Origin of the sequence: Antarctobacter aquimaris, from assembly GCF_900184945.1 — a bacterium.
Classification (GTDB): domain Bacteria; phylum Pseudomonadota; class Alphaproteobacteria; order Rhodobacterales; family Rhodobacteraceae; genus Maliponia; species Maliponia aquimaris.
This window is the reverse complement of sequence record NZ_FXYF01000008.1, coordinates 169,212-189,606: the sequence shown is the minus strand read 5'-3', so window position 1 is coordinate 189,606 and position 20,395 is coordinate 169,212. Positions and strand designations below refer to the sequence as shown.

The following is a 20,395-nucleotide window of genomic DNA, read 5'->3' as shown; positions in this document are numbered from 1 at the left end:
CTCAGCGCGCGCGCTCCCAGACCTCGAAATCCTCGGCGCAGGTCTCGTGCAGCCGCGCCAGCGTGGAGGCGGACAGGGTGGTCTGCGCACTGGGCGAGACGTTTTCGCGCGGCAGGTCGATGCGCACCTGGAGCCGGTCTTCGAGAAAGCCGATCAGCCCGGACTGGTTCTCGTAACGGAACAGATGGCTCACTGCGGTCCCGTTCGGCCGCGGCTCGACGAATTTCGCCTGGCTGCCGACATTGGCAAAGGGCGGCCGGTCCTCCTGCGCATAGGCCATGCAGAAATCGTCGAAGCTCATATCGCGGGTCGATGTGGGCTTGCCGTCCAGGAAATCGCGCTGGCGGTAGCGATACCAGGATCCCAGCCAGTCGACGGGTTCCCGGATCACCGCCAGCAACTCCATCTCGCCGCCCATCTTGTCGAACATCGGGCGAAAGAAACGGTTGTAGCGGTAGACCGGCGCGTGTTTCAGTTCCGGCGGATCGGACACCACCATCGAAGCGAAGGGCGCCAGCGCCCGCGCATAGGCCGAGGTGCCCGTCTTGGGCACCGCGAGCATGACCAGCCGCGCTTTCCAGAACACCAACATTCCTTGCCCCCGGTTTTGGTAACCTTGCCTTAACCATCCTTCGGCAGAGTGGGAAGGGAAAGATTTGACTTGAATTGTTCACGGTTTGATCCGATACAGTTCGGAACAAGAGGTGAACAAAAGCAGCGATTGCCGCGCCCCCCGGCATATGGAATAAGGACACGAACGCATGGCAACGGCAGACCTTCTGAGCATGGACGACAAGCGCAAGGCCGAGAAACAAAAGGCGCTCGACAGCGCGCTGGCCCAGATCGAACGGCAGTTCGGCAAGGGCTCGATCATGAAGCTTGGCGGTGACAACCCGATCAAGGACATCGAGTCAACCTCGACCGGCTCTCTGGGCCTCGACATCGCACTGGGGATCGGCGGTCTGCCGAAAGGGCGGATCATCGAGATCTACGGGCCCGAATCGTCGGGCAAGACCACGCTGACCCTGCACTGCATCGCCGAAGAGCAGAAAAAGGGCGGCGTCTGCGCCTTTGTCGACGCCGAACACGCGCTGGACCCGCAATACGCGCGCAAACTGGGCGTCAATCTCGACGAACTGCTGATCTCGCAGCCCGACACCGGTGAACAGGCGCTCGAAATCACCGACACGCTGGTGCGCTCCGGTGCGGTCAGCATGGTGGTCGTGGACTCCGTGGCCGCGCTGACCCCCAAGTCGGAACTCGAGGGCGACATGGGCGACAGCAGCGTCGGCGTGCATGCCCGCCTGATGAGTCAGGCCATGCGCAAGCTGACCGGCTCGATCAGCCGATCCAATTGCATGGTGATCTTCATCAACCAGATCCGGATGAAGATCGGCGTCATGTTCGGCTCGCCCGAGACGACGACAGGCGGCAACGCGCTGAAATTCTACAGCTCTGTCCGGCTCGACATCCGCCGCATCGGCGCGATCAAGGACCGCGACGAGGTGGTCGGAAACGCCACCCGCGTCAAGGTGGTCAAGAACAAGGTGGCGCCGCCATTCAAGCAGGTCGAATTCGACATCATGTACGGCGAGGGCATTTCCAAGATGGGCGAACTGCTCGACCTGGGCGTCAAGGCCGGTGTGGTCGACAAGTCCGGCGCCTGGTTCAGCTACGGCGACGAGCGGATCGGCCAGGGGCGCGAGAACGCCAAGACCTACCTGCGCGAGAACACCCGCGTCGCGCTCGAGATCGAGGACAAGATCCGCGCCGCCCACGGGCTGGAATTCGACATGCCCTACGACGAGAACGACCCGGTCGTCAGCGAAGACTGAGCCGCGCCTCACGGCACGGACACGGGGCGCCCCACGGGCGCCCTTTCTGCATCCGGGGCCGGGCGGCGGAAATTGCCGTGCCTTCTGGCCCTTGCGATGGTGCGGACCTGTGGACACCGGCGGGCGGCGCGGATACATCTGCCCCGATCATTCGCCCGCGAAGAGGCCCGACATGGCAAGCCTGAACGACATCCGCTCGACCTTTCTCACCTATTTCGAAAAGCAGGGACACCAGGTGGTGGCCTCCTCGCCGCTGGTGCCGCGCAACGACCCGACGCTGATGTTCGTCAACTCGGGGATGGTGCAGTTCAAGAACCTGTTCACCGGGGTCGAACGGCGCGATTACGTGCGAGCGACGACCTCGCAGAAATGCGTCCGCGCGGGCGGCAAGCACAACGACCTCGACAACGTCGGCTATACCGCGCGCCACCACACCTTCTTTGAAATGCTGGGGAATTTCTCCTTTGGCGACTATTTCAAGAAAGAAGCGATCCCCTTTGCCTGGGAACTGGTGACCAGGGAATTCGGAATCGACCCCAAGAGGCTGATGACGACGATCTACCACACCGACGACGAGGCCTTCGAGATCTGGAAGAAGGTCGGCGTGCCGGAGGACCGGATCATCCGCATCGCCACCTCGGACAACTTCTGGCAGATGGGCCCGACCGGCCCCTGCGGTCCCTGCACCGAGATCTTCTACGACCACGGCGACCACATCTGGGGCGGTCCGCCCGGATCGCCCGAGGAAGATGGCGACCGGTTCATCGAGATCTGGAACGTCGTCTTCATGCAGAACGAGCAGTTCGAGGACGGCTCGATGAAGGCGCTCGACATGCAGTCGATCGACACTGGCATGGGGCTGGAGCGGATCGGCGCGCTGTTGCAGGGCAAACATGACAACTACGACACCGACCTGATGCGCAGCCTGATCGAGGCCAGCGCCGACGCCACCAGCGTCGACCCGGACGGTCCGGGCAAGATGCACCACCGGGTGATCGCGGACCACCTGCGGTCGACCTCCTTCCTGATCGCCGATGGCGTCATGCCCTCCAATGACGGGCGCGGCTACGTGTTGCGCCGGATCATGCGCCGCGCCATGCGCCATGCCCACCTGCTGGGCGCGCAGGATCCGCTGATGCACCGGCTGGTGCCCGCGCTGGTGCGCCAGATGGGGCAGGCCTACCCGGAACTCAGCCGCGCCAAGGCGCTGATCGAGGAGACGCTGCGCTCGGAAGAGACGCGTTTCAAGGCGACGCTGGACCGCGGGCTGAAGCTGCTGGACGAGGAACTGGCCGGCCTGCCCGAGGATGCGCCGCTGCCGGGCGCGGCAGCCTTCAAGCTGTATGACACCTTTGGTTTCCCGCTGGACCTGACGCAGGACGCGTTGCGCGAAAAGAGCCGCGCGGTGGACGTGGACGGCTTCAACGCCGCCATGGCGGAGCAGAAGGCGCGGGCGCGCGCCGCCTGGTCCGGGTCGGGCGAGGCGGCGGATGCGACCGTCTGGTTCGACATCGCCGACAAGCATGGCGCAACCGATTTCCTGGGCTATGACACCGAGACCGCCGAAGGCCAGGTGTTGGCGCTGGTCGCCGTTGGCGCGCTGGTCGACAGCCTGGCCGCGGGCCAGACCGGCTGGGTCGTGCTGAACCAGACGCCGTTCTACGCCGAGGCCGGCGGCCAGGTGGGCGACACCGGCTGGCTGCGCCGTCTCGAGAACGAGGACGAGAGCGCCACCGTCACCGACACGCAGAAGATGGCCGGCGGCAGGGTCTATGCGCACAACGTCAAGGTGGACCGCGGCACCCTGCGCAAGGGGGACGCGCTGCAACTGGAGGTGGATCACGGGCGCCGGTCGGCGATCCGGGCCAATCACTCGGCCACCCACCTGCTGCACGAGGCGCTGCGCGAGGCGCTTGGCGATCATGTGGCGCAGCGCGGTTCGCTCAATGCGCCGGACCGGCTGCGGTTCGACTTCAGCCACGGCCACGCGCTGTCGTCCGATGAGTTGACGCGGGTCGAGCGCGAGGTGAACGCCTTCATCCGCCAGAACGCGCCGGTGAGCACGCGGATCATGACGCCGGACGACGCCCGCGCCATCGGCGCCCAGGCCCTGTTCGGTGAGAAATACGGCGACGAGGTGCGCGTGGTCTCGATGGGGATCAAGCATGGCTCGGGCAAGGGGACCGACGGCCAGACCTGGTCGATCGAGCTGTGCGGCGGCACCCATGTCAGCCAGACCGGCGACATCGGGCTGTTTGTCATGCTGGGCGACAGCGCATCCAGCGCGGGCGTGCGCCGGATCGAGGCGCTGACCGGCGCGGCGGCGCTGGAGCACCTGAGCCTTCAGGATCAGCGGCTGTCCGAAGTGGCCGGCGTGCTCAAGACCGGGGTGCAGGACGTGTCCGCCCGGGTGCGCGCACTGCTGGACGAGCGCAAGCGGCTGGAATCCGAGGTCGCGCAGCTGCGCCGCGAGCTGGCCATGGCCGGCGGCGCGGGCAAGGGCGGCGGTGCCGACACGCGCGAGATCAACGGCGTGAAGTTCCTGGCCCAGGTGCTGACCGGCGTGACCGGCAAGGATCTGCCGCCGCTGATCGACGACCACAAGGGGCGGATCGGCTCGGGCGCGGTACTGCTGATCGCGGATGCGGGCGGCAAGGCGGCGGTAGCTGCCGGCGTGACCGACGATCTGAAAGACACGCTGTCGGCGGTGGACCTGGTCAAGGCCGCGGTCGCCGAACTGGGGGGCAAGGGTGGCGGTGGCCGTCCCGACATGGCGCAGGGCGGCGGCGCGTCTGTCGACAATGCAGAAGCCGCCATCAAGGCCGCCGAAGCCGTCATTGGAGGACACTGACATGCCCGCACTCTGGATCGCCCACGTCACCGTCACCGACGCCGAGGCCTATGGCAAGTATGCTCAATTGGCCGGCCCGGCCATCGCCGCGCATGGCGGCACCTTCATCGCCCGCGGCGGGCGCTTCGTGCAGCTCGAAGGCAAGGAACGGCCGCGCAACGTGGTCGCGCGCTTTCCCTCGGTCGAGGCGGCGGTGGAGTGTTACAATTCGGACGCCTACCAGGCGGCACTGAGCCATGCGCGCGGCGCCTCCGAGCGCGAACTGCTGGTGGTCGAGATCACCGAGTGATCCCGATGGCCGAGCTGCTGCGGTCCTTTGCGGGGCCGGGGCGGCTCGACTGGATCGGTCTGCGGCCAGCGCGCCTGGCGCCGTTGGTGTCGGTCGACCGGGCCGAGATCACGGCCGAGGGTCTGACCGGCGATCATGGCCGCAGCGGCAAGCGGGCCGTGACGCTGATCCAGGCCGAACACCTGCCGGTGATCGCCGCGCTGTCCGGCGCGGACTGGATCACCGCCGCGGACCTGCGCCGCAACCTTGTCATTTCCGGCATCAACCTGGCGGCGCTGCGCGAGGTCGACCTGCGGATCGGCGAGGTGCGGCTGCGCATCACCGGCCCCTGCGCGCCCTGTTCGCGGATGGAGACGCTGATGGGACCGGGCGGCTATACCGCGATGCGCGGTCATGGCGGCTGGTGTTGCACCGTGGTTGACGGCGGCGGGATTTCGCCGGGCGATGCGGTTCGGCCGGAAAGCTGATCACCTTCGGCATCTTTTCGCCCGCCATTCCGGACGTTTGGGCAAGCTCCTGCCGGACCGGAAAGGCCGTCTTTTTCCGCAGACTGATTCGTGCGAAGTTGCGTGCGATCTCGAACTTTGCAGTCAGAATTTCCGTTGTCAGGAATAGTTTCCGAATACGAAAATACGGTCGGTTCATCTTCGTGCTGGACCGTTGCAAAACTATGGCACCTCCACCACAGAATCTGCGAATCCAGCAGGAAAATGGGGAGTTAGCCGAAATTTGCCCCAACAAGTCAGGAATTCCTGTCGCGCCGCCCGGACTTTGTTGGCTAAAGTTCAAGTACCTTCAATTTCTTGGGAGAAAATCATGAAAAAGATTCTTGCTGGCGCAATCCTTGCAACCGCCATCGCGGCACCCGCATTTGCGTGGGAAAGCCAAGTGGTGGCCTGCTACGACAAGGTTTGGGTCCCTGCCAAGTACAAGTACTCGCAGACGCTGATCATGGCCGCCCATACCGAGTGGGAATGGAAGAATGGCCAGATGGTCAAGGTCTACTACCCGGCCGTCTACAAGGAGGACAAGCACCTCGACAAGGAGGGCTACTACGTCGCCCGCAAGGCCGCCTGCAAGCACTGATCTGCTGACCAAGAACCAGAAAGGCGCGGGGACTGCCACCCCGCGCCTTTTTCATTGTCGCCGGTCCGGCTTTGCACTGTCAGTATTGCGGACGGGTAAAGACGATATCGCCGTCGAGAATGCCATTGATCCAGTCGCAGCGGTCCTCGCGCTGGGTCAGATGGGCCCAGGCACTGAGGGCGAAATCGTCGTTCCTGAGCATCAGCATTCCCAGGGAGATCGCGTCGCGGCTGACGGGGACCTGCGGGTCGAACTGTTCCAGCCAGGGCGCCCGGGCCTCCTGGGAAAGCGCCTCGAACTGAAGCGCGTAAGCGAGATACTCGCTGGTCACGAAACACTCGGTGAACTCGGCGGTGCAGGGGGTGCCGTCATATAGCGCGTGGGTGAGTTCGTGGATCACGATGCTTTCGAACATCTCGTCCGGCGCGATGTGCCCATAGAGCCCGTCAGGTTCCACCGTGTCGCGGATCGCCTCGGGCGTCAGCACTTCGACGATCACCTTGCCACAGTGAAACAGGCCCAGGCAATTGCCCAGGATCTCTTGTTCCGTCCGAACCACCACGGTGTCCGGCAGACCCGCGCCACAGTCGGCGAAGATGTCGAACGCGCGGTCGGCGGCGTCGCAGACCTGTCCGACCAGGTTGGGATATTCACTGCGGACGGTGACCAGGCCGTTGTCGCAGGGGTGTTGCGCGGTGCCCGGCCCCCACCACAGGGCGGCGAGAACCAGCCCCGCCGTCACCCCCGTGAGGCCCGGACGCCGCGCCAAGCCGGGCTCAGCCCGCGCGCGACATGCGCTTGCGCTCGTGCGGGTCGAGATAGCGCTTGCGCAGCCGGATCGCGTTGGGCGTGACCTCGACCAGTTCGTCGTCGTTGATGTAGGCGATGGCCTGTTCCAGCGTCATGCGCGAGATCGGCGTCAGGCGCACCGCCTCGTCCGTGCCGGAGGCGCGTACGTTGGTCAGCTTCTTGCCCTTGAGCGGGTTCACTTCAAGGTCATTGTCGCGCGAATGCTCGCCGATGATCATGCCCTGGTAGACCTTTTCCTGCGGTTCGACGAACATCTTGCCACGCTCTTCGAGGTTCCACAACGCGTAGGCCACCGCTTCGCCGTCCTCCATCGAGATCAGCACGCCGGCACGGCGGCCCGGGATCGGCCCCTTGTGCGGCGCCCAGCCGTGGAACACGCGGTTCAGCACGCCGGTGCCACGGGTGTCGGTCAGGAATTCGCCGTGGTAGCCGATCAGCCCGCGCGACGGCACATGCGCGATGATCCGCGTCTTGCCCGCGCCCGAGGGGCGCATGTCCACCAGCTCGCCCTTGCGCACGCCGGTCAGCTTTTCGATGACCGCGCCGGAATAATCGTCGTCGACGTCGATGGTGGCTTCCTCGATGGGCTCCAGCATCTTGCCGTTCTCGTCTTCCTTCATGATCACCTGCGGGCGCGAGATCGACAGCTCGAACCCCTCGCGGCGCATGTTCTCGATCAGCACGCCCATCTGCAGTTCGCCGCGGCCGGAGACCTCGAAGGCATCGCCGCCGGGGGTGTCCTTGATGCGGATGGCGACGTTGCTTTCGGCCTCCTTGTACAGGCGGTCGCGGATCACCCGGCTCTGGACCTTCTTTCCGTCGCGGCCCGCCAGCGGGCTGTCGTTGATGCCGAAGGTGACGGTGATGGTCGGCGGGTCGATCGGCTGCGCCTCGATCGGGGTGTCGACGGCCAGCGCGCAGATGGTGTCGGCCACGGTCGCCTTGGACATGCCGGCCAGGCTGACGATGTCGCCGGCCTGCGCCTCTTCGATGTCCTGGGGCGCCAGCCCGCGGAAGGCGGTGATCTTGGTCAGGCGGAATTGTTCGATCTTCTGGCCGATGCGGCTGATCGCCTGCACCGTCTGGCCCACCTTGACGTGGCCGGATTCCACCCGGCCGGTCAGGATGCGCCCGACAAAGGGATCGGCGCCCAGCGTCGTCGCCAGCATCCGGAAATCCTCGTTGATGTGCTTGATCTGCTTCGGGCGCGGGACGTGGTTGATGATCAGCTTGAACAGTGCGTCGAGGTTCTTGCGCGGGCCGTCCAGCTCGGCGTCGCACCAGCCCGAGCGGCCGGAGGCGTAGAGATGCGGAAAATCCAGCTGGTCGTCGTCCGCCTCGAGTGCCGAGAACAGGTCAAAGACCTCGTTCAGGGCGCGGTCCGGCTCGGCGTCGGGCTTGTCGACCTTGTTCAGCACGACGATCGGGCGCAGGCCCAGCGCCAGCGCCTTAGAGGTCACGAATTTGGTCTGTGGCATCGGTCCTTCGGCGGCGTCCACCAGCAGCACGACCCCGTCGACCATCGACAGGATGCGCTCCACCTCGGCGCCGAAATCGGCGTGGCCGGGGGTGTCGACGATGTTGATCCGCGTGCCCTTCCATTCGACCGAGGTACACTTGGCCAGGATGGTGATCCCGCGTTCGCGCTCGAGGTCGTTGGAGTCCATGGCGCGTTCCGCCACGGCCTGGTTGGCGCGGAAGGCACCGGATTGTTTCAGCAGTTCGTCCACCAGCGTCGTCTTGCCGTGGTCAACGTGAGCGATGATCGCGACGTTGCGCAAATCCATGGAATGTTTCCTTTGATCGGAGTTGGCGCGGACCTAGCCGGGACCGGCTCAAAAGACCAGCGCAAATGTACCGCATCGGCCATCGTTGCAAGGCCGGGACGCATCACGACAAAGCGAGGTGCGGCGGGAACCGGCGGCTTATGGCCGGTCGGGCAGGGACGATCAGCAGGCTTTGGCCGCTGCCGTTGCGGAAGGGGCGGGCAGGGGGAACCTGCGGCGTGCTGGCCCGTTGAAACCCTGTCACGGGTCGCCACATGCGGCTCAGAACCGCGACGCCAATCGGCGCGCGGGACCGTCACGACAAGGAGACAGTCATGAAAACGAGCATTCTTTCCCTGATCGCCATCGCGGGCCTCGGCGCCGCACCCGCCTTTGCCGGCAACTACGAAGCGACACCGGTCGAGCCGGCTCCGATGGCGCCGGTGGTGCCGGTCGCGCAGCCCGTCACCGGCGACTGGACCGGCCCCTATGTCGGTCTCAGCTTTGGCAACCTGAACGCCCAGGCGGGCAACGCCGTGCAAAGCGGTGGCGTCTATGGCCTCTACGGCGGCTATGACTACGACTTTGGCCGCCTCGTGGTGGGTGGCGAACTCGAATACCAGGCCGGCAACGACTTCACGATCGGCGGCGTCGACGTGGACAACGTGACCCGGCTGAAGCTGCGCGCGGGCTATGACGCGGGCCGCACGCTGATCTACGGCACCGCCGGCGCGGCGCGGATCGACACCTCGCTGGGCGATGCGACCGGCCCGGTCGGCGGCGTCGGCATGGAATACAAGGTCAACGACCGCTTCACGATTGGTGGCGAGGCGCTCGCGCACAGCTTTGACGACATCGGCGGCACGGGCGTCGACGCGGATGCGCAGACCTATTCGCTGCGGGCGACCTTCCGCTTCTGACCTGCGGCTGACGTGAACACGGCATGGACCCTCGGGAGAGCACTCCCGGGGGTTCTTTTGTTCAGTGCGGCGTGGCGTTGGAAAAGAGGTGGATCACCAGGATGCCCGCCAGGATCATCGCCATGCCCAGCACCGCGGGCATGTCCAGCCTCTGGCCGAAGACAGTGAGGCCGATCACGGCGATCAGCACGATGCCAAGGCCGGACCAGATGGCATAGGCGATGCCGACGGGGAAATACTTCAGCGCGATGCCCAGCAGGTAGAAGGCGGCGGCATAGGCGACGACCGTGATCGTCGTGGGCAGGGCGCGGGTGAACTGCTGGCTGGCCTGGAGCGCCGTGGTGCCGATGGTTTCGGCCAGCACGGCCAGGGCAAGGATCAGGTAGGGCATGGCGCACTCCGGTCGGGGTCGACACGTGGGGTAGGCGGGTTGCGGCGGCGCGGCAAGCCCGTGAGGGCGGCGCGGGCGGGAAAAAGCCGCTTGGAAGCGGCTTGGGCGCCCGTGGTGGCGTCCCGCCAGGCACCCGAAGGGGCCAAGCGTGGATATGACGGAGGCCCCGCCGGTCACCGGCGGGGCGGCGCCGTACCGGTCTAGGCGGGCAGGTGGATGCGGAACCGCTTGCGGATTGCCGCGTCGGTCACCGGGTCGAAGCGGGCCGCGCTGCGGGTCGCAAGGATCGCCTCCTTGCGCGCGGTGGCCTTTTTCAACAGGTCCGGCTTGCCTTTTTCTTCCCATTCCTTGGGCGAACTACGGTCGCCCAGCGCGGGGTAGACGTGGTCGCGCTGCATCCGGCCCAGGGTGACGTCGGTGCCCAGGTAATGCCCGGGTCCGCCGAGGCAGACCTCGCGCATCTGTTCCAGGGCCATCGTCTCGTCGTCCACCTCGATGCCGCGCACGCAGCGCAGTGCCTGGCCGATCAGGTCGTCACCAAGGATCAGGCTTTCGTGGCAGAAGCCGAGCAACGAGGCATGCATTCCCGCCGCCTCGTAGACCATGTTCAGCCCCGACAGCCCGGCCATGACGTTGGAACACATCTGCTCCCACCCGGCCTGCATGTCCGGCAGCTTGGAATCGCAGGCGCCCGCCGCCGCGCCGCCGGGCAGGCCGTAAAAGGCGTGCATCTGCGCGCAGCCCGCCGTGAGCAGCGCCTGTTCGCCCGAGCCCACGGTCATCGCCCCGCTGCGCAGGTCGAGGCCGAAGGGCCAGGTGCCGAAGATCGCCGGATGCCCCGGCACCATGGCGTTGACGTAGACGATCCCGGCCAGGCACTCGGCCACCGCCTGCACGATGGCGCCCGCCACGGTCGACGGCGCGGTCGCCCCGGCCATGCCGGCGCTCAGCAGCAGGACCGGCATCCCGGCGCGGATGCAGGACTCCATCGTCTCGCAGCTTTCGGTGGCAAAGCGCATCGGCGGCACAACAAAGCAGTTCGAATTCGACACGAAGGGCCGTGCACGCCAGCCGTCTTCGCCACCCGCGATCATGTGCAGGAGTTCAAAGCCTTCGGCCACATGCGAGGGGTCCGAGAACGAGGTGCCCACGTGTTTCGACGTGCCGGCGCAGCAGGCGTAGATGGTGTTGAGGTCCATCTCCAGGTTGTTGGTGACATCGCGCGCCACCATGGGGCGTTGCAGAAAGTGGATGTTGTCCAGCACATGCGCGATCCGCGCGGCGTCGTGCAGGTCCTGTAGCAGGCTGTCGCGGTAATTGCGCCCGTCCACGTCCACCATGTTGACCGCCGCGCCGGCGGTGCCGAAATGCACGCGCTGGCCGGACAGGTGCAGGTCGTGGCGCGGATCGCGGCCGAACAGGGTGATGTCGCGCGCGGCCTTGGCCAGCATGTCCTCGACCAACGCGCGGGGAAAGCGGATGCGCCCGTCGTCGCCCAGCAGCGCTCCGGCGCCGGTCAGGATCTCGACGCCCGAAGCGGGCGCTCCGGCGAGGCCGATCTCCTCCAGCGCGCGCAGGGCGGTTTCGTGGATGCGCAGCACGTCGGCGTCCGACAGCGGCCGGTAGGTGCCGCCGCTCAGGCCGGCACGGACCGGGCGGACATCATCGGAGAGGGCGGCCGCGCGCGAGGCGACACGGGCAGCGCGGCCGCCACTGCGGCGGGATAGGGGGGCGGTCATGAGGTGGGCTCCAGTACGGATGTCGATCAGGGAGGGGACGGCGTTTGCGCAGCCTACGGCCGCCCGCGCGCGGCACGCCCCCTGCGTGCCCCGATGACGTGTAGAATCAAGCAGATGGCTACATGGTCCGGGATCATGCGCGGCACAGTGTTGCAGCCCGGGCCCCGAGTCTGCGCCGAAAACGACGCCATGTCGCATTTGCCGCCAGGGCAAGAATAGGGTCAATTTTACAGGCTGTTAAGCGCGTGTAAATCCGCCGTGCGTAGGGTCTGGCGATCCTTTTCCAACACCGGAGACATCTGATGAACCGCGCCTTCCTGCTCTCGGCGGCCCTGATCGCCGCAGCCCCCCATGCCATGGCGGTCGAACCGCATGCCGCGATGCAAGCCTACGTGAACAGCGAAATCCTGACCTGGGCGCAGGACGCCGTGATCGTCGATGCGATCAGGGCCCAGAACGTGCGGACCGCGGGCTATGACGCCGCGCAGATCGACGCGCTGGACCTGACCTGGCGCGCCGAGGTCGGAACCGGGTCTTCGGCCATGATCGACGCCGTTCTGATCAACGCCGCCGCCGATTTCCTGCGCAGCCGGATCGAGGCCAGCGACGGCATGATCACCGAGGTCTTCATCATGGACGCGCATGGCCTCAACGTTGCCGCCTCGGGCGCGACCTCGGATTACTGGCAGGGCGACGAGGCCAAGTTCCAGGAAACCTATCCCAAGGGAGCGGGCGCCGTGCACTTCGGCGAGATCGAGTTCGACGAGTCGAGCCAGACCTACCAGGCGCAGATTTCCGTCACCATCACCGATCCGGCCAGCGGCGCGCCGATCGGCGCGATGACCGTCGGCATCGATGCCGAAACCCTGATGTAAGGGCGCGGCCTCGAAACAGCACAGCAACGGTCAAGGAGCGGGCAGATGGCAAGAAAAGACGGCAATCCAGGACGGCGGTCAGGTCTGCATTCGGTGTTTGTCCGATGCGCCGCGATCATGGCGGTCACCACGGTGGTGGTGGCCGGCCTTCTGTCGGTGCAGGCAAGCCGGGTGATCGACAGCCTCGCGGTGTCGGGGGTCGTGGAGCTTGCGACCAAGTCCGCGGTGCTGTCGGCCGATGCCATGGTCAAGCCGATCCGCTTCAAGGCCTTGCCCAAGGTCGAAGAGGAACTGGCGGGGGCCATGGCCGCCGCCGGTGATAACGGGCGCGCCATGGTGGTCCTCGACGGCGATGGTGTGCTGTTGGCCAGCCTCGGCGATGATCCCGAACTGATCGAGGAAATCGGAACCCTGGCCCGCGACGCGGTGCAGGCACAGGCAAGGCAGGTGGCCCGCCAGGGGTTGCTGGTGGCCGAACCCGTGCTCGCCAGTGTCGACGGGCCGGTGATCGGCGCGGTTGCCATGGGCTTCAGCGCCGAAACGGCCCTTGCCGGGGTCGCGGCGGACAAGCGGCGCATGGTGCTGACGGCGGCGCTGGTCTTCGCGGTGATGGTCGGGCTGACCCTCTGGCTGCTGCAACGCAGTCTTGGCCGGCCGCTTGCGCAGGTGACATCGGCGATCCGCGTCATCTCGCAGGGGGACTATGACAGCGATCACGGGATGCAGGGGCGCCTGGACGAATTCGGCACCATCGGGCGGCACATGGACCTGCTGACCGACGCGCTGCGCCAGGCCCGCGCCGCCGAAGCAGCCCGCGCCGAGGCCATGCAGCAACAGGCGGAAATGGTCCGGCATCTTGGCGCGGCGCTCGACACGCTCGCCGACGGCGTGCTCAACCGCGAGATCCAGGCCGAGTTCCCACCGGAATACAAGGCGTTGCGCGACAACTACAACCGGGCCGTCAGCCACCTGCGACGGGTGATCGACGAGGTCGCCGACAGCGCCGGAAGCCTGCTCGACAACGCCAACCAGATCGCCGCCGCGTCGGATGACCTGTCGCGCCGGACCGAGACCCAGGCCGCCACGCTGGAGCAATCCGCCGCCGCGCTGGAGGAACTGCTGGGCAGCGTCAGCGCTGCCGCCGAGAACGCTCAGCGTGCCGATGCGCAGGTGCGGGACACGCGCGACATCGCCCGGCGCAACGGCGAGGTGATGAAATCCGCGATCGAAGCCATGGGCGCGATCGAGAAATCCTCGGAACAGATCAGCGAGATCACCAGCGTCATCGACGACATCGCCTTCCAGACCAACCTTCTGGCGCTGAACGCCGGGGTCGAGGCCGCGCGCGCCGGGGAGTCGGGCAAGGGATTTGCCGTGGTCGCCACCGAGGTGCGCGGTCTGGCACAGCGCAGCGCCGCCGCCGCCCAGCAGATCAAGGACCTGATCATCGGCGCGGGCGAACAGGTGCAGTCCGGCGTGAAGCTGGTCGAGGAAGCCGGGGGCGCCCTGCAGGAAGTGCTGGCCAAGGTCGCGGATGTCTCGGACGCCGTGTCCGGCATTGCCAACAGCGCCGGTGAACAGGCACAGGGCCTGCAGGAGATCAACGTCGGCATCTCCAACCTCGACCGCGTGACACAGCAGAACGCGGCGATGGTCGAAGAGGCGACCGCCTCCGCCCACCTGATGCGCAACCATGCCGGAACCCTCTCGCAGACGGTCGGGCGCTTTGTCACCACGCCGGCGGCGGAAAGCGCGAAAGCCGGCGACGGCAAACCGCAGAAAAAGGCGCGCGCCGCCTGATCCGTGTCCAGCGACGCAATCCATGCCCAGGGGCGCAACGCACACCGCTGCCTGCGCCCCTGGACAGGGGATCGCGCTCCGAGCGATGCCGAAACAGGCTGATCTGCCGAAAAGCTGTCACCGCGAAGCGGCATTGTGATTCCGATTGCCCTCTGCCAGCGCCGCCGGGTTTACATCGCCCGGCGGCGGGGGTTCTGTGAGGGGGAACAGGCGACATCCGGGACAGTCATGGCGATCACCGCAAGCATTCGGCATCTCACGCACTACAAGTACGACCGCCCGGTCATGCTTTCACCGCAGATCGTGCGCCTGCGCCCGGCACCGCACAGCCGAACCAGGGTCATTAGCCATTCGCTGAAGGTCAGCCCGGGCGGGCATTTCGTGAACCACCAGCAGGACATCTACGGCAACTGGCTGGCGCGTTTCGTCTTTCCCGAACCGGTGACCGAATTCCGGATCGATGTCGACCTTGTCGCCGACATGACGGTTTACAACCCCTTCGACTTCTTCGTGGACGAGTCCGCGCGTGCCTACCCCTTCGACTACCCCGCAGAGATCGCCGAGGACCTCAAGGTCTACCGCAAGACCGGGCCGCTGACCCCGCTGCTCAAGACCTGGGTCGACAGCGCGCCGAAAAAGGCCGAGGTCACGGTGGACATGCTGGTCGAACTCAACCGCCGGCTGGAGCAGGAAACCGAATACCTGATCCGCCTGGAACCCGGGGTGCAGGGCCCGGAAGAGACGCTGGAAAAACGCTCTGGCTCGTGCCGCGACAGCAGCTGGCTGCTGGTCAACATCCTGCGCCACCTCGGCTTTGCGGCGCGTTTTGTCTCGGGCTACCTGATCCAGCTGAAGCCGGACCTCGAGGCGCTCGACGGCCCCTCCGGCACCGACCACGACTTCACCGACCTGCACGCCTGGTGCGAGGTCTACCTGCCCGGCGCGGGATGGATCGGCCTCGATCCGACCAGCGGCCTGCTGACCGGCGAAAGCCACATCCCGCTGGCCGCCACGCCGCATTTCTCCAATGCCGCCCCCATCGTCGGCGGCTTCAACGGGCACAAGGACACCAGGACCGAGTTCGAGTTCGAGATGACGGTGCACCGGATCGCCGAGCATCCGCGCATCACCAAGCCGTTCTCCGAGGAGGCCTGGCAGGCGCTGGACGCGCTCGGCCGCAAGGTCGATGCCGAGATCGCGGCGCAGGACATGCGCCTGACCATGGGCGGCGAGCCGACCTTTGTCTCGATCGACGACTTCGAAAGCGATGAGTGGAACACCGCCGCCGTCGGCCCGCAGAAACGCGCGCTGGCCGATACGCTGATCCGCCGCCTGCGCGACCGGTTCGCGCCCGGCGGTTTCCTGCACTACGGCCAGGGCAAGTGGTACCCCGGCGAGACTCTGCCGCGCTGGACCTTCTCGCTGTATTGGCGCCGTGACGGCAAGCCGATCTGGCAGAACCCCGACCTGGTCGCGCGTGAGACCGCGAAGGATGCGACCGAGGCGGATGCCGAACGCTTTCTTACCGGCTTTGCCAAGGCGCTGGACATCGGCACCGAATTCGTGCTGCCCGCCTTCGAGGACCCGGCGGTTTGGGTGCTGAAGGAGGCGGAGCTGCCGGAAAACGTCACGCCGCAGGATTCGCGTCTCAAGGACCCGGAGGCGCGGGCGCGGATCGCGCGGGTTTTCGAACGCGGGCTGGACAAGGCGGCGGGCTTTGTCCTGCCGATCCAGCGCTGGCAGTCGAAGGCCTTTGGCCGCGGCTGGCGGTCGGAGAAATGGCAGACCCGGCGCGGCCACATCTTCCTGATCCCCGGCGACAGCCCGGTGGGCTTTCGCCTGCCGCTGGGCACGCTGCCCTACGTGCGGCCGGCGGACTACCCGTACACCTATCCCGCCGATCCCACCGTCCCGGTCGAGGATCTGCCCGATTTCAACGAGATCGACGAGGCGCGCCGCGCCCTCTACGAGGAATTGCGCCGCATCGCCCGCGAAGAGCGCGACACGCTGCCTGGCGTCACTCCCGGACGGGACCAACCTGTGTCGGCCCTGCGCCTGGGCGAGGCGGCCGCGACGCAGCGCGAACAGACCGTCACCCCAGAGGGCGGCGAGGTGCGCACCGCCATCGCGATCGAGCCGCGCGATGGCAAGCTGTGCCTCTTCATGCCGCCGGTCGAGGCGCTGGAGGATTACTTGGAGCTGATCGCCACCGCCGAGCAGACCGCGGCGGCGCTGGGACTGCCGCTGCATATCGAAGGTTACACCCCCCCGCGTGACCCGCGCCTGAACGAGATCAAGGTCGCCCCCGACCCGGGCGTGATCGAGGTCAACGTGCATCCCGCGCACAGCTGGGAGGACTGCGTCGCGATCACCACCGGCGTCTACGACGAGGCCCGCCAATGCCGCCTGGGCGCCGACAAGTTCATGATCGACGGCAAGCACACCGGCACCGGCGGCGGCAACCACGTCGTCGTCGGCGGCGCGACCACGCTGGATTCGCCCTTCCTGCGGCGGCCGGACCTGCTGCGCTCGCTCATCCTCTACATGCAGCGCCACCCCTCGCTCAGCTACCTGTTCTCGGGCCTGTTCATCGGCCCGACCAGCCAGGCGCCGCGCATCGACGAGGCGCGGCACGACACGCTCTACGAGCTGGAAATCGCGCTGAGCCAGATCCCCGACCCGGATGAGGGGCTTGCCCCGCCGCCCTGGCTGGTGGACCGCCTGCTGCGCAACATCATGATTGACGTGACCGGCAACACCCACCGCGCCGAGATCTGCATCGACAAACTCTATTCCCCGGACGGCCCCACCGGCCGGCTGGGCCTGGTGGAGTTCCGCGGCTTCGAGATGCCGCCGGACCCGCGCATGAGTCTCGCGCAGCAGGTGCTGCTGCGGGCGCTGCTGGTGCGGCTGTGGAAAGCCCCGGTCAAGGGCAAGCCGGTGCGCTGGGGCACCACGCTGCACGACCGTTTCATGCTGCCCGAATTCGTCTGGGCGGACTTCCTCGACGTGCTGCGCGACCTGCGCGAACATGGGTTCGACCTCAACCCCGACTGGTACGAGGCGCAGCGCGAATTCCGCTTTCCCTTTGCCGGAGAGGTCACCTGCGGGGACGTGCGCCTGGAGGTCCGGCAGGCGCTGGAGCCCTGGCACGTCATGGGCGAACGCGGCGCCATCGGCGGCACGGTGCGCTACACCGACAGTTCGGTCGAACGGATGCAGGTGCAGCTGACCGCCACGGACCCGTCGCGCTACATCGTCTGCTGCAACCAGCGCGCGGTGCCGCTGACCGACACCGGCACCAGCGGCCGTCGGGTGGGCGGCGTGCGTTTCAAGGCCTGGCAGCCCGCCGAGGCGCTGCACCCGGTCCTGCCGGTCAATGCGCCGCTGGTGTTCGACATCTTCGACACCTGGTCGGGCCGGGCGCTGGGGGGCTGCACCTACCACGTGGCGCACCCGGGCGGGCGCAGCTACGACACCTTCCCCGTCAACACCAATGAGGCGGATGCCCGGCGGCTGGCGCGGTTCGAGAATTGGGGACATACTCCGGGCACCTACTGGCCCACCCCCGAACACCCGCACCCGGAGTTTCCGATGACGCTGGACCTGCGCAGGGCGCCCTGGATCTGAGCATGGCCGAAACGGACCCGGACGCCGCCGCGCGGCCGTCACCGCTGCAGGACTACGCACCGCCCGAGGGCGTGGCGGACGAACTGCTGCGCCCTGACGGCACGCTGCGGCCGGTCTGGAAACCGCTGATCGACCATCTGTCGGCCCGCAGCCCGGAACAGACCGCGCAGGATTTTGCACGCGGCGACCTCTACCTGCAGGACGCGGGGGTTTATTACCGCCACTACACCGGTGACGAATCCACCATGCGGGACTGGCCGCTCAGCCATATTCCGGTGTTGATCGCCGAATCCGAGTGGAAGGACCTGGCCGAGGGCATCACCCAGAGGGCGGAACTGCTGGAAAAGGTCATGGCCGATCTTTATGGTCCGGCCGACCTCGTGAAACGCGGTCTGTTGCCGCCGCAATTGATTGCGCGCAATGCCGAGTGGCTGCGCCCCATTGTCGGCATCAAGCCCCGGTCGGGCAACTTCCTGCATGTTCTGGCCTTCGAGATCGGGCGGTCGCCGGATGGCAGCTGGCTGGTGCTGGGGGATCGGGCGCAGGCGCCCTCGGGATCCGGCTTTGCGCTGGAAAACCGGATGGCCACGCTGCGGGTGTTCAGCGAGCTTTATCCCGATGCCAACGTGCACCGCCTGGCCGGCTTCTTTCGCACCTTCCGGGACCGGTTGACACAGTTGCGCGGGCCGGAAAAAGGGCAGGTGGCGATCCTGACCCCGGGGCAGAACACCGACACCTATTTCGAACACGCCTATATTGCGCGTTATCTCGGGTTTCTCCTGCTCGAGGCCGAGGATCTGGTGGCCGTCGACGGCAAGCTGATGGTGCGCACCATCAGCGGGCTGGAGCCGGTCAGCGTGCTGTGGCGCAGGCTGGATTCGCGCTTTGCCGACCCGCTGGAACTGGATGAAAGATCCGCCATCGGCACGCCGGGCATGGTCAGCACGCTGCGCTCTGGCGCGGTGACGATGCTGAACTGCCTCGGCTCGGGGGTGCTGGAGGCGCGCGCGCTGATGGCCTTCATGCCGCGCATCGCCGACGCGCTGCTGGGCGAGCCGCTGAAGCTGCCCAACATCGCCACCTGGTGGTGCGGGCAGGAAAGCGAACGCGCCTATGTCGGCGACAACCTGGAGCGCATGATGATCGGCCCGGCGCTGTCCACCGATCTGCCGTTCGACATCGACAGTTCCACCGCGCTGGGGGGCCGGTTCCGCGACAATGCCAAGGCGCCCGTGCTGGACTGGTTGCAGCGCAATGGTGGGCAGCTGGTGGGGCAGGAGGCGGTGACGCTGTCGACCACCCCGGCGATGTTCGAGGGGCGGCTGGTGCCACGTCCCATGGTGGTGCGGGTCTTTGCGGTGCGCACCGCCGACGGCTGGACCGTGATGCCCGGCGGCTATGCCCGCATCGGGCGGACCGAGGACCCGACCGCGCTGGCGATGCAGGACGGCGGGTCGGTCGCGGACGTCTGGGTGGTCAGCGACACGCCGGTCGAAACCGACACGCTGAGCGGCCCGCAGGATGGCCCCTTCATCCGCCGGATGCCGGGGCGGCTGCCGGCGCGCGCGGCGGACAACCTGTTCTGGCTGGGCCGCTATGTCGAGCGCGCGGATTTCACCGCCCGCACGCTGCGCGCCTACCACCTGCGGCTGGAGGATCACGGCGTCACGCCGGTTCCGGTCTTCGGCAAGCTGCGCGGCTTTCTCGAAGGACGCGGGTTCAACCTGGCGGAGCCGATGCCCGATCCCTTCATCGACCTGCTTGTGCGCGCGCGCGCCTGCGCCGCCAAGGTGCGTGACCGGTTTTCCGACGATGGCTGGTACGCGCTTGAGGAGCTCGAGAAGTCTGCCCGCGCGGTATCCCCCTCGCTGCAACCGGGCGACACCTCGGCCCGGGCGCTCAGCCAGCTGTTGCGCAAACTGGCCGGGTTTGCGGGCCTGGTGAACGACAACATGTTCCGCTTTTCCGGCTGGCGGTTCCTGACGGTCGGGCGGGCGCTGGAACGCGGCGTGCAGATCTCGGAGCTGCTGGCCGAGATGGCCGACCGCACAGCACCACCCGGCAGCCTGGATGCCGCGCTGGAGATCGGCGACAGCGTGATGACCCACCGCCGCCGCTACTCGGTCGAGACCAACCGCAACACGGTGGTCGACCTGCTGGCGCTGGATCCGGAGAACCCGCGCTCGGTGATCTACCAGGCTGCCATGCTGCGCGACCAGACAGCCGCCCTGCCGCGGCGCTGGCGGTCGACCCAGCTGAACCCGCTGGAACGGCGCATCCTGCGGCTGAACACGCGGCTGTCGGTGGTCACACCCGAAGACCTGGGCAGCGCCGGTCTGACCGAAATCGCGGCGGACCTGCTGTCGGTCTCGGATGCCATCCACGACGAATACATGGGGTAGG

Annotated in this window: 15 protein-coding genes; 10 read left to right on the top strand and 5 right to left on the bottom strand. The window is 66.9% G+C overall.

Going from position 1 to position 20,395, the window contains the following annotated elements; genetic code table 11:
* Window position 1: 1 nt before the first annotated feature.
* The gene (locus tag MAA8898_RS15595; protein ID WP_094021955.1) at window positions 2–592 is read right to left on the bottom strand and encodes a gamma-glutamyl kinase; all 591 of its coding nucleotides are present in this window, start codon (window positions 590–592) and stop codon (window positions 2–4) included.
* Between the two features lie 169 nt (window positions 593–761).
* Between MAA8898_RS15595 and recA the strand changes: the two genes are divergently transcribed.
* The 5 genes from recA (at window position 762) to MAA8898_RS15570 (ending at window position 6,061) form a co-directional block, all read left to right on the top strand.
* On the top strand, window positions 762–1,835 hold the full coding sequence (recA, locus tag MAA8898_RS15590) for a recombinase RecA (RefSeq protein WP_094021954.1): 1,074 nt from the start codon (window positions 762–764) through the stop codon (window positions 1,833–1,835).
* A 172-nt stretch (window positions 1,836–2,007) separates the two neighbouring features.
* Window positions 2,008–4,686: an alanine--tRNA ligase gene (gene alaS, locus MAA8898_RS15585; protein WP_094021953.1), complete on the top strand. Its 2,679-nt coding sequence runs from the start codon at window positions 2,008–2,010 to the stop codon at window positions 4,684–4,686.
* 1 nt (window position 4,687) lies between these two features.
* Window positions 4,688–4,975: a DUF1330 domain-containing protein gene (locus MAA8898_RS15580; RefSeq protein WP_094021952.1), complete on the top strand. Its 288-nt coding sequence runs from the start codon at window positions 4,688–4,690 to the stop codon at window positions 4,973–4,975.
* A gap of 5 nt (window positions 4,976–4,980) precedes the next feature.
* Complete coding sequence (locus MAA8898_RS15575; RefSeq protein ID WP_094022000.1) at window positions 4,981–5,442, top strand: MOSC domain-containing protein; 462 nt, start codon at window positions 4,981–4,983, stop codon at window positions 5,440–5,442.
* A 349-nt stretch (window positions 5,443–5,791) separates the two neighbouring features.
* Entirely contained in the window at window positions 5,792–6,061 is a 270-nt protein-coding gene (locus MAA8898_RS15570; protein ID WP_094021951.1) for a hypothetical protein, read from the top strand.
* A gap of 79 nt (window positions 6,062–6,140) precedes the next feature.
* Here the strand turns inward: MAA8898_RS15570 and MAA8898_RS15565 are convergent, their stop codons facing one another.
* Together MAA8898_RS15565 and typA are read right to left on the bottom strand one after the other, a co-directional pair.
* On the bottom strand, window positions 6,141–6,830 hold the full coding sequence (locus tag MAA8898_RS15565; RefSeq protein ID WP_094021950.1) for a DUF6639 family protein: 690 nt from the start codon (window positions 6,828–6,830) through the stop codon (window positions 6,141–6,143).
* Window positions 6,831–6,837: 7 nt separating this feature from the next.
* Window positions 6,838–8,658, bottom strand: a complete 1,821-nt coding sequence (gene typA / locus MAA8898_RS15560; RefSeq protein ID WP_094021949.1) for a translational GTPase TypA — start codon at window positions 8,656–8,658, stop codon at window positions 6,838–6,840.
* A 314-nt stretch (window positions 8,659–8,972) separates the two neighbouring features.
* Here typA and MAA8898_RS15555 point away from each other — a divergent pair, with 314 nt between their 5' ends.
* Window positions 8,973–9,557, top strand: coding sequence for an outer membrane protein (locus tag MAA8898_RS15555; protein ID WP_094021948.1), 585 nt, complete (start codon window positions 8,973–8,975; stop codon window positions 9,555–9,557).
* A 61-nt stretch (window positions 9,558–9,618) separates the two neighbouring features.
* On the opposite strand, the gene MAA8898_RS15550 is transcribed toward MAA8898_RS15555, so the two are convergent.
* The gene (locus MAA8898_RS15550) at window positions 9,619–9,948 is read right to left on the bottom strand and encodes an SMR family transporter (RefSeq protein ID WP_094021947.1); all 330 of its coding nucleotides are present in this window, start codon (window positions 9,946–9,948) and stop codon (window positions 9,619–9,621) included.
* A gap of 200 nt (window positions 9,949–10,148) precedes the next feature.
* Window positions 10,149–11,687 carry a trimethylamine methyltransferase family protein gene (locus tag MAA8898_RS15545; RefSeq protein ID WP_094021946.1) on the bottom strand — a complete coding sequence of 513 codons (1,539 nt, stop codon included), beginning with the start codon at window positions 11,685–11,687 and terminating at the stop codon, window positions 10,149–10,151.
* 302 nt (window positions 11,688–11,989) lie between these two features.
* On the opposite strand from MAA8898_RS15545, the gene MAA8898_RS15540 reads away from it, so the two are divergent.
* The 4 genes from MAA8898_RS15540 to MAA8898_RS15525 all read left to right on the top strand — a co-directional run bounded on the left by MAA8898_RS15540 (window position 11,990) and on the right by MAA8898_RS15525 (window position 20,394).
* Window positions 11,990–12,562 carry a cache domain-containing protein gene (locus MAA8898_RS15540; RefSeq protein WP_094021945.1) on the top strand — a complete coding sequence of 191 codons (573 nt, stop codon included), beginning with the start codon at window positions 11,990–11,992 and terminating at the stop codon, window positions 12,560–12,562.
* A 45-nt stretch (window positions 12,563–12,607) separates the two neighbouring features.
* Entirely contained in the window at window positions 12,608–14,362 is a 1,755-nt protein-coding gene (locus tag MAA8898_RS15535) for a methyl-accepting chemotaxis protein (RefSeq protein ID WP_094021944.1), read from the top strand.
* 228 nt (window positions 14,363–14,590) lie between these two features.
* Entirely contained in the window at window positions 14,591–17,992 is a 3,402-nt protein-coding gene (locus MAA8898_RS15530) for a transglutaminase family protein (RefSeq protein ID WP_094021943.1), read from the top strand.
* A 2-nt stretch (window positions 17,993–17,994) separates the two neighbouring features.
* Entirely contained in the window at window positions 17,995–20,394 is a 2,400-nt protein-coding gene (locus tag MAA8898_RS15525; RefSeq protein ID WP_094021942.1) for a circularly permuted type 2 ATP-grasp protein, read from the top strand.
* The last annotated feature ends 1 nt before the right edge of the window (window position 20,395 follow it).

Bases quoted from the DNA above. Each gene is read 5' to 3' on its own strand.
- recA (WP_094021954.1), top strand. From the start codon at position 762: ATGGCAACGGCAGACCTTCTGAGCATGGACGACAAGCGCAAGGCCGAG.
- MAA8898_RS15550 (WP_094021947.1), bottom strand. From the start codon at position 9,948: ATGCCCTACCTGATCCTTGCCCTGGCCGTGCTGGCCGAAACCATCGGC.
- MAA8898_RS15580 (WP_094021952.1), top strand. From the start codon at position 4,688: ATGCCCGCACTCTGGATCGCCCACGTCACCGTCACCGACGCCGAGGCC.
- MAA8898_RS15545 (WP_094021946.1), bottom strand. From the start codon at position 11,687: ATGACCGCCCCCCTATCCCGCCGCAGTGGCGGCCGCGCTGCCCGTGTC.
- alaS (WP_094021953.1), top strand. From the start codon at position 2,008: ATGGCAAGCCTGAACGACATCCGCTCGACCTTTCTCACCTATTTCGAA.
- MAA8898_RS15530 (WP_094021943.1), top strand. From the start codon at position 14,591: ATGGCGATCACCGCAAGCATTCGGCATCTCACGCACTACAAGTACGAC.
- MAA8898_RS15575 (WP_094022000.1), top strand. From the start codon at position 4,981: ATGGCCGAGCTGCTGCGGTCCTTTGCGGGGCCGGGGCGGCTCGACTGG.
- typA (WP_094021949.1), bottom strand. From the start codon at position 8,658: ATGGATTTGCGCAACGTCGCGATCATCGCTCACGTTGACCACGGCAAG.
- MAA8898_RS15595 (WP_094021955.1), bottom strand. From the start codon at position 592: ATGTTGGTGTTCTGGAAAGCGCGGCTGGTCATGCTCGCGGTGCCCAAG.
- MAA8898_RS15535 (WP_094021944.1), top strand. From the start codon at position 12,608: ATGGCAAGAAAAGACGGCAATCCAGGACGGCGGTCAGGTCTGCATTCG.
- MAA8898_RS15555 (WP_094021948.1), top strand. From the start codon at position 8,973: ATGAAAACGAGCATTCTTTCCCTGATCGCCATCGCGGGCCTCGGCGCC.
- MAA8898_RS15570 (WP_094021951.1), top strand. From the start codon at position 5,792: ATGAAAAAGATTCTTGCTGGCGCAATCCTTGCAACCGCCATCGCGGCA.
- MAA8898_RS15540 (WP_094021945.1), top strand. From the start codon at position 11,990: ATGAACCGCGCCTTCCTGCTCTCGGCGGCCCTGATCGCCGCAGCCCCC.
- MAA8898_RS15525 (WP_094021942.1), top strand. From the start codon at position 17,995: ATGGCCGAAACGGACCCGGACGCCGCCGCGCGGCCGTCACCGCTGCAG.